This window comes from Streptomyces sp. NPDC000941, assembly GCF_053599555.1.
The window spans coordinates 20,176-28,092 of record NZ_JBSFMM010000144.1; the positions used below are offsets into that span (position 1 = coordinate 20,176).

The window sequence follows — 7,917 nt, forward strand, 5'->3', positions numbered from 1 at the left end:
CAAGGACCCTGATCCCCGACTGAGCGTTTTCAAGCCGAGTCATCTTGGATTCGGCACAGCCAAGGATCTTCGCGGCGTCCGAGTGCTTCAACCCGGCTGTGATTCGGAGATCCCGAAGGATGCGGGCCAGTCGCCGCTGACGGATGGTCGGGTTGTGGCTGATGGGCACGCCGCGTTGCCTCCTCTGCTCGTCTCTACCGCCAGTCTGCCCGCTCCCGACAGTGGCGGCAACGGTCATCAGGACTCCTCGAAGTAGGGACTTGACACTTTGGTGGTTCCAAGGTGCATGGTAGCTATCCGGTTGCAGTGCGGCGCGACTCACCAGCCCCACACGGCTTGTGACGCCACGTCACACCGCTGGTCATCTGGCCAGAGGGAGCCCCATGGACGACGAACGGAGGGCGCAAGCCCGCTACCCGCGACACAAGGCAAGCGTCAAGACGGCTCGCACGCTTGCACGGCAGTTAGCTACCGAGTGGGAACTAGATGGTCTCAAAGATGATCTAGAACTCATCATCTCCGAACTCGTTACGAACGCCGTAATTCATGCCAAAACGGCGCGTGGGCGTGAAATCGCCTTGACATTCGACCTGAACCCTCGACGGCTCCGCGTTGAGGTGAAGGACAGCGGGGACGGTTGCCCGCGCTGTTCGCCTAACGGCGAAGAGAGTGAAAGTGAATCCGGGCGCGGGCTCGCTGTAGTCGAAGCCTTGGCGGAAAAATGGGGCGTAAGTGAGCGCGTCATTGGAAAAATCGTCTGGGCTGAAATGTCCCTCACCGGTAAGCAGGTGGCCGAATGAGTGGTGAGACGCCCCCGGCGGAGCCGCAGGAGGAAGAAGAAGGCGGCGGGGAACTTCCCACCCTGGCAGAACTAGCGCGGCGCGCCGAAGTGCTGGCGGCTCAGATTCGAGAGCACGAAGAGCGTCTAGGGAAAAGGGCGACATGACCCGCGCTATCTATCGGTTCCGAGAATACCGGCTCATCCCCGACGAGGAGCCCGACGCCGAGCCACTGACTTTTGCCATGCAGTGCGCGGTGTGTGGCGCGGCGGGGGACGACACCGAAGAACAGGCCGATGCTCAGTCATGGGCGAACGACCATCTCAAGGCCAACGCGGAACACTTCACCTATCGGGAGATCATTACTCGACCATGCCGTTTCGAGCCCGGAGCGTGGCTGTGATCATCGATGGCTTTTGGTGCGAGGTAGTCGCCCAGACTCCGGACCGGGCATGGAAGTTCTGTTTAGGCGCCCACAGGGCAGACACCCCCGGTCTAGCTATCCAGTGGTTACGGGCCCGGGCTGCCGAGCTGGCTAAGGCCCTCGACCCTCCGCCCGGTGACGGTCGGGAACGCGGCGGGGTTCTGCGGCGATTTCCGGACCGGCTGCGCGACGACTTTCCGAACCCGGGTCGAATGCTGCGGAATTGGGGATGCAACTGTGAGGGGGGTGCAGAAATCATGCGGAACTTATTGGAGGGGCAACACTTCACCCTTACGACGTGCGATTATTCCGCACGTTATTTACTGATGATACGTCCCTTGGTTCTCTCGTCTTTAGTGAGTGAGCACGCGCCCGAATCTGATTACGTGGCCGCGTAATTCAAAGCCCCCGCCCCGGTCGCCTTGTCATGGGAAGGGCCAGTCGGCCGGGGTGGGCCGACAACCTAGCTATGAGAGGAAAGCTGAATGGATCAAGTCGACGTCGATTTCAAAGTACCGCCCCGCAGGCGTATAGGCGCCGTTGTGCTCGTGCGGGACCGGCAGAACCGCGTGCTGCTGGTGAAGCCCACGTACGGTGAGGGGCACCAACTTCCGGGCGGCGGAGCCCAACAGTTCGAGACCCCCGCCGAGGCGGCGACGCGCGAACTCATGGAGGAAACCGGGCTCGTCCGCAAGCTGACTCACTTCCTGGCGCTCGACTACGTACCGTTCAACCACGAAACCGAAGTGGCCGAAGGGCTCAACATCGTCGTCGACGGTGGGACGCTGACGGATGAGCAGGCCGACGCTGTAGGCATTCCCCAAGAGGCGACCGGTGAACTGGAGTCGTTCGCATGGGTTTGGCCGAATGAACTGGACGACTACACGGCGCCGTACCAGGCCCGGCGCATCCGTAGGGCACTGTCCGCCATCGAGCAAGGCAAGCAACTCCCGCTGCTCGTGCTGGGCGCACAGTCAGCCGCCTAACCCGTGATCTCCCGAGCCGACCCCGACCCTGGACGGGCGGGGGCTGGCACGGGTGCAAGATCCCGGCTGCTCCGTCTCTCGTGCTCATGCCGGGAGCGGTCGGGAAAGTCCCCCGGTGGGGAGCACGCGAGAAGAGCGGACGCGCTCAAGCTCCCGCCCCGCCCGCCCCACGGTGCGCCAGTCCTCAGGCGGCGCGCTCACGAGGGTGCCGTACTGCGGTGAGGGACACCCGCCCCGTCCGTGCGCGTTCAACGCGCTCTGGCGCGAACGGACGGGGCGCATCTGCCATCTTGCGCGCGCGTGGTCGATACCCGACCGTGCAAAGGCGGTTGTTCCACTCCATCAATGCGATAGAGAGGAGGGATACGCACATGACACGTGATGTCGGCGAAACAGCCCCGGCGGTGCCCGCGGAAGACAGCGAACAGCCTGCGGTGATCGTCCTCGGCGACGCGGCCACCCTGACGCGTGGCAGCGACAACTCAAGCGTCGAGTCGAAACAGGACCCGTACGACTGACGAACGGGCGGCGGCCCCCGCTCGGGGGCCGCCGTTCCCGTTCCCCGCAACGCGAGGGAGTGAAGGGGTTCGGATGCGGTGGTTTGGAGGGGCCGCGCCCGGCGGCTTGCCCGTTGTGCCGGTCGACGCCCGCGTGATCTGGAGCAAGCCCGCGTTATGGGCGGTAGGCAACTGGGCATCGCGCCATGTACGCACAGCTGAAGACGGCAAGAAACGGCTGGCAGTCTTCGGCCCGTGCTCGGCTAACGAGACGGAGCTTGCCCGCGCGCTCACCGTGCCCGACCTGGCGACGGTGGCGGGCGCATGGGCAGGCTCGTACACAGTGGTGCGCACGGACGAACGGGGAGCCGTTGAGGTGGTCACCGATGCGGCCGGCGCGTGTCCCGTCTACACAGTGAACACCCCCGGTGGCGTTGTGTGGGGGGCGAGTTCGCTCGCCTTGTCCAGCCTGACAGGGCGGAGCGTGGATACCGAATGGCTCGCCTCGTATCTGCTGGACAAGCAGGCACCAGCGCGGGACCGGAGCGCGTGGGCCGGCGTCACTCCCGTTCCGGCTGGTCACCGGTTGGCGCTGAGCGCGAGCGGGATGGTTTCGCTGTCGCCGTGGTGGTCACCGGGCAAGCGTCGGCTCGATGAGGCGCGGCGGGCTGTTCGCCGGGCGCTGGACGAGGGCGTCCGGGTGCGCGTTGCCGGGGTGCCGTCGTCAACGGACCTGGCGGGGATGGACTCGACCACGCTCACCGTGCTTGCCGCGCGGTACGGGCCGATCATCGGCATGACGGCCTACCCGTCGGGAGTCGGCGAGGGCGGAGACTTGCACTATGCGCGGTCCCTGAAGATTCGCGGCCTGACCAAGACCTCGTTCCCGCTCGAAGCGCGGCACCTTCCGTTCACGCCTGCCGACGAGCCGTTGCCCGCCACCGACCAGCCCGCGCCGTCGTCTGCCGTCTGGGCGATGTTCTCGGCGCAACTTCGCACGGTGGCCGCCGAGGGCGCGGTATGCCATCTGACAGGCGACGGCGGCGACAATCTGTTCCTGCCCTCGCCGACACACCTGGTCGACCTCGCCCGCCGGGGGCGGCTGCTGCGGATGATCCGGGACGCGCAGGACTGGGCGCGGCTGCGCCGCCGCAGCGCCGGCCCGCTGGTCTGGGCGGCGCTGCGCGGTGACACGCACCGCATCGCCCGCCCCTGGCTTGTCCGGCCCGCGTGGCTCGTCGCGTCCGTACCCGACCCGTCAAGGGCTGCCGGAGGTGCCGACGCGGTACTGACCGCCGCCATCCGGAACGTGACGCGAGCGGCGTACGCGGATGTCCAGCTCGCCGACTCCCTCGGCGTCGAGCTGCACAACCCATACTTTGACGGCGCCGTCCTCGACGCGGTGGTGTCCGCGCCCGCCTGGGAACGGTTCTCGGCCCGCCGGTACAAGCCGCTGCTCGTCGACGCGTGCGGCGACCTGCTGCCCGAGGAACACCGCCGCCGCGCCACGAAAGGCGTGTTCGCCGGCGACTTCCACCGCGGTCTACGGGCCAACCTCCGGCGCGTGCTCGACCTCGCCGGCGGGCGGCTCGCCGCTCTGGGACTCATCGACCCCTCACCTCTGCGCGCCACCGTCCACGCCGCCGCGCTCGGGGCCGAGACCATATGGGCATCCCTGCTGCCTACCCTCGGAGCCGAAGCGTGGCTAGAGGCCGTCGAGAGCGCACCCGCCATCGAATGGACCACACCTGCCCAGACGGGTGCACGGTGAGCGGCGTGCGGACGGTGGCGGCGCTCACCGCTCACGCCTGCGTACTCATCGACTACGACACCGGACGAACCGAGCTACGCCCCGCCTCTGCGGAGGCTGCGGCCATGGGCACCACCGTCGTACGGCTCGACGAGGCAGCCCCGTCATGGGGAACCATCGAAGTGCCCGCCGTTCTCCCCGGGCGGGCGCCGGTACCCCTGTGGTGGCGCGTGGGCGCGGTCCCCGCCGTTCTTCTCACCGCAGCCGCAAAGGGGCTCGGCCACCGGAGGAGACGGTTCTCCCGACTGGTGCGACTCGCCTGCTGCGGCCGGTCACTTGCGCCCGCCACGCACCGTCAGGCTCGATACGCTGTGCGCGCCGTGCGCTGGGCCTCGCGAGTGATCCCGGGGCGATGGGCGTGTCTGGAACAGTCGACCGCCGCCGCCGTGCTCCTCGCCGCTGCCGGACGGCGCGCCGAGTGGCGGCATGGCGTTGCCACCGACCCCGTACGGCTGCACGCATGGATAGCCGACCCGAAAGGGGCGCCAGTCGAAGAACCCGCGGACACCGCGCTCTACACCCCCACCTACACGCCAGACGGACCCGGCCCCACCGACGAGGGCCGGAACGGAGAAACCCGTGAGTGACCCGCACATCCTCTTGACCGGCGAACAACTCGCCCTCGGCATGCCCCGTCACGACATGTTGCCCGAGTATCACAAGTGGGAGAACGACGCCCGCACGATCCTGGGGTACGGGAACCAGTTCCCCCAGGCGTGGGAAGTCCGCGCTGCCGGATACGAGCGGCAGCGCGGGAACGACCGCTACCAACAGTTCGAAGTGGTGCGGCTGGACGACATGACGGCCATCGGCATGACCGTCTTGCAGATCAACACCTTTGTACGCACCGCCGAGTTCGTGATCGTCCTCGCCCCGGCCGCGCGGGGGAAGGGATACGCGGCCGAGGCAACCCGCCTCACTCTCGACTGGGCGTTTCACCTGGGCGCCCTGCGTATGGTGTGGCTGAAGGTGCTGGAACCCAACCGCGCCGGAATCGCAGCCTACGAGAAGGCCGGATTCCAACAGTCCGGACGCCTGCGCCGGTCTGGCTACTGGCTCGGCAAGCCCGTCGACGAGCTCATCATGGACGCACTGCCGGAAGACTTCCCCGGACCGTCCGCCGTGACCGCCAGCGTCAGCACCGCGTAGCTCGCTGTCCAGAGTCGTAACCGCCCGCCCGCGTGCCGCCGAGGTGGCCCGCGGGCGAGGCTTCACACCTCTGAACCTGAAACGTCCGAACTGTCGGAGCGCTCGGATGTCTCGCTCGGTTGCGGCTCCGCAACGTAGGTTCCGCGCTGCGGTACGACGAACAGAATGCCCTCTTCAACCAGCACGGCAATCGCTCTACGGACGGTGGGACGCGACAGACCGAACTCGTCGACCAGCCGCGCCTCGGAAGCGATCGGCCGATTGATCTTCCAATCGCCGCGCTCAATGCGCGCTTTCAAGATCCCCGCGAGTTGCCGATACGGCGGCTCGGGCGCGTCGCGCTCGACTTCGTCATCTGGGCCGTAGTCGTCCACACGGCAGACGCTAGCCGCAGCGTGACGACACTGCACTTAGGGGGAAGTGCCTTTACGTGTCTTTACGTCTCTTGACGTCAAAGGCTACTGTCGTCAGACGAAAGCGCCCTGGTGCACCGCGTAGGACCGGTTCACCAGGGCTCCGCCGAACAGCTATGTAGGAGCTGAACGACTGATGCGCGATGCTATCGCCCTTGCCCTGGTGTGGATGCTGCGGATACTGCTGCCCTCCCATGGACGCCACCGCTCGGCCCCTCCCGCCGACCAGCCTGCCCCGGGCTCCGAGCCTGGCGCCGTCAGCCCGTGGTCCCGCCCCTGGCCGAGCCCGAGCAAGGAGCAGGCCCGTGCGCTGTTCGAGCAACAGGCAGAAGTCACGATGGAACTCGGTGCCATCCGGGAACGGCGGCGCGCTGCCGAACTGGCCGCGATGGGCGAGGACTACCCGTATACCTATCCCGGAGCCCCCTTCCCCCTGTCCGCGTTCGCCGCTGCGAAGCTGGCCGCATGACCACCGGGAGTCTGGCGGCGGAGCTTTCGCCCGTCCGTAGCGTGGTCCGATGACGCCGCCGTTGGTGTGCCCCCGCTGAACCATCGGATGAGCCTCGCCGCGCCCCGTCCGGCCGCCGTGCCGGGCGGGGCCTCCTGCTGTCCGGGCAGCGAAAGCCGCCCGAGCTGCGATTCCGTTACGAGCCGCCATGAAGCAAGGCGAATGCTCACTAGAGCTGCATAACGTCACACGTGACGAAACGAGGGGGAATCGTGAGTCACACCGACAACTCGACGTGCGCCGTCTGCCCGGCCACGCTGCCGCCACGAGCCCGCACCGGGCGCCCGGCTCTTTATTGCTCGCGCGCCTGCCAGGCCAAGGCGTACCGCGCCCGCGCGACCGAGCGACAGCGCGAGCCAAACACCGCCTCCGTGGCGCGGGTGGTCCGTCTCCCGAAGCCCACCGGGGACGGCGGCGCCTCGGATCGAATCCTGTCTCTGACGGTCGCCCTGGTGCACCGAGCCGAGCTGGCCGCCGGCGCCATACGGAACGGCCGTCCGGTCCCCGACGGGGCCAATGGGCTCGACGCGGCCCCCGACACCATCGAGCGCATCGCGGCCGACCTCGTGGGCGCCATCCGCAGCGCGGACCCCGGGCGCCGAGACGAGAGCGTGTGCCAGTCGGCCCCCTCACCGCAGCCCCCGGAGCCCGCGCCCGTGGTCGGCACCGCACGGACCGCGTCGCCGACGCGAAGCCGTCGGCCGCTGGCCGTCGCCGCCGCGACCACTACGCGCCGCGTGGAAACGTCACGTGTCGAAACTCCGGAGCCCCCGGCGGACGAGCCCGCCGAGCGCGTCATTCGCACCGTGGACATGTCCGCCGATCTCGGCGACGGGTACGCCCTCGTACAGCTCGAATCGACCTTCGACGGTGAATGGCTGCTGCGGCGGCACGGCGAGACGATCGGCAGTGTGACGCGGGTCAGCAGCCTGTCGGGTTACACGGTCACCGGTTGGGAGGCCCGGCACCACACGATGAAGCTCCCGTACGGACTCCGGGGGAGCTGGCGCACCCGCGCCATGGCCGCCGCTGGAGTGGCCACCGCACACGAACGGCACTGCCTCAAGCCGCAGCCGAAAGGCCGCCGCCGCCGTCAGTCGCGGGCGGCATGATGGGTTGGGTACCCGCTTCATCCTCGCAGGTCGGGCCGGGTGCCTGAGGCTTCTTCGCAGTACGCATCCGGTACGTATTCAGTACGGATGAGGCCAGGAAAGCCTGTGATCGGGAGTGATGGAACAAGATACGTTTTCGCAGGTCAAACGGCCTGTGACCAGGTTTCCGCAGGTGAGCCGAAGGGGGTGAAACTCCCTCGTAATGCGTAGGTCAAGGGTTCGATTCCCTTAGGCGGCTC

11 protein-coding genes are annotated in these 7,917 nt (G+C 67.6%); 9 read left to right on the forward strand and 2 right to left on the reverse strand.

The annotated features are described in order from the left end of the window. Positions 1 to 238 (reverse strand): helix-turn-helix domain-containing protein (locus ACWDSL_RS35390; protein WP_450492044.1); only part of this gene is annotated, 238 nt, incomplete at its 3' end. 145 nt (positions 239 to 383) lie between these two features. On the opposite strand from ACWDSL_RS35390, the gene ACWDSL_RS35395 reads away from it, so the two are divergent. The 7 genes from ACWDSL_RS35395 to ACWDSL_RS35425 all read left to right on the forward strand — a co-directional run bounded on the left by ACWDSL_RS35395 (position 384) and on the right by ACWDSL_RS35425 (position 5,645). Beyond that, on the forward strand, positions 384 to 800 hold the full coding sequence (locus ACWDSL_RS35395) for an ATP-binding protein (protein WP_450492045.1): 417 nt from the start codon (positions 384 to 386) through the stop codon (positions 798 to 800). Between the two features lie 142 nt (positions 801 to 942). Then, positions 943 to 1,182: a DUF7848 domain-containing protein gene (locus tag ACWDSL_RS35400; protein ID WP_450492046.1), complete on the forward strand. Its 240-nt coding sequence runs from the start codon at positions 943 to 945 to the stop codon at positions 1,180 to 1,182. A gap of 506 nt (positions 1,183 to 1,688) precedes the next feature. Next, the gene (locus ACWDSL_RS35405; protein ID WP_450492047.1) at positions 1,689 to 2,189 is read left to right on the forward strand and encodes an NUDIX domain-containing protein; all 501 of its coding nucleotides are present in this window, start codon (positions 1,689 to 1,691) and stop codon (positions 2,187 to 2,189) included. A 371-nt stretch (positions 2,190 to 2,560) separates the two neighbouring features. Next, positions 2,561 to 2,707, forward strand: a complete 147-nt coding sequence (locus tag ACWDSL_RS35410; RefSeq protein ID WP_450492048.1) for an albusnodin family lasso peptide — start codon at positions 2,561 to 2,563, stop codon at positions 2,705 to 2,707. Between the two features lie 73 nt (positions 2,708 to 2,780). Beyond that, positions 2,781 to 4,457, forward strand: coding sequence for an albusnodin/ikarugamycin family macrolactam cyclase (locus ACWDSL_RS35415; RefSeq protein ID WP_450492049.1), 1,677 nt, complete (start codon positions 2,781 to 2,783; stop codon positions 4,455 to 4,457). A 5-nt stretch (positions 4,458 to 4,462) separates the two neighbouring features. Further along, positions 4,463 to 5,083: a lasso peptide biosynthesis B2 protein gene (locus ACWDSL_RS35420; RefSeq protein WP_450492050.1), complete on the forward strand. Its 621-nt coding sequence runs from the start codon at positions 4,463 to 4,465 to the stop codon at positions 5,081 to 5,083. Continuing rightward, positions 5,076 to 5,645, forward strand: coding sequence for a GNAT family N-acetyltransferase (locus ACWDSL_RS35425; protein WP_450492051.1), 570 nt, complete (start codon positions 5,076 to 5,078; stop codon positions 5,643 to 5,645). The genes ACWDSL_RS35420 and ACWDSL_RS35425 overlap by 8 nt, the downstream gene beginning before the upstream one ends. A 62-nt stretch (positions 5,646 to 5,707) precedes the next feature. Here ACWDSL_RS35425 and ACWDSL_RS35430 read toward each other — a convergent pair whose 3' ends face one another. Further along, positions 5,708 to 6,019, reverse strand: a complete 312-nt coding sequence (locus tag ACWDSL_RS35430) for a GntR family transcriptional regulator (protein WP_450492052.1) — start codon at positions 6,017 to 6,019, stop codon at positions 5,708 to 5,710. 175 nt (positions 6,020 to 6,194) lie between these two features. Here ACWDSL_RS35430 and ACWDSL_RS35435 point away from each other — a divergent pair, with 175 nt between their 5' ends. Both ACWDSL_RS35435 and ACWDSL_RS35440 read left to right on the forward strand, forming a co-directional pair. Then, on the forward strand, positions 6,195 to 6,527 hold the full coding sequence (locus ACWDSL_RS35435; protein WP_450492053.1) for a hypothetical protein: 333 nt from the start codon (positions 6,195 to 6,197) through the stop codon (positions 6,525 to 6,527). Between the two features lie 251 nt (positions 6,528 to 6,778). Beyond that, positions 6,779 to 7,678 carry a hypothetical protein gene (locus ACWDSL_RS35440; RefSeq protein ID WP_450492054.1) on the forward strand — a complete coding sequence of 300 codons (900 nt, stop codon included), beginning with the start codon at positions 6,779 to 6,781 and terminating at the stop codon, positions 7,676 to 7,678. Positions 7,679 to 7,917: the final 239 nt, after the last annotated feature.

Bases quoted from the DNA above. Each gene is read 5' to 3' on its own strand.
- ACWDSL_RS35415 (WP_450492049.1), top strand. From the start codon at position 2,781: ATGCGGTGGTTTGGAGGGGCCGCGCCCGGCGGCTTGCCCGTTGTGCCG.
- ACWDSL_RS35400 (WP_450492046.1), top strand. From the start codon at position 943: ATGACCCGCGCTATCTATCGGTTCCGAGAATACCGGCTCATCCCCGAC.
- ACWDSL_RS35410 (WP_450492048.1), top strand. From the start codon at position 2,561: ATGACACGTGATGTCGGCGAAACAGCCCCGGCGGTGCCCGCGGAAGAC.
- ACWDSL_RS35435 (WP_450492053.1), top strand. From the start codon at position 6,195: ATGCGCGATGCTATCGCCCTTGCCCTGGTGTGGATGCTGCGGATACTG.
- ACWDSL_RS35395 (WP_450492045.1), top strand. From the start codon at position 384: ATGGACGACGAACGGAGGGCGCAAGCCCGCTACCCGCGACACAAGGCA.
- ACWDSL_RS35405 (WP_450492047.1), top strand. From the start codon at position 1,689: ATGGATCAAGTCGACGTCGATTTCAAAGTACCGCCCCGCAGGCGTATA.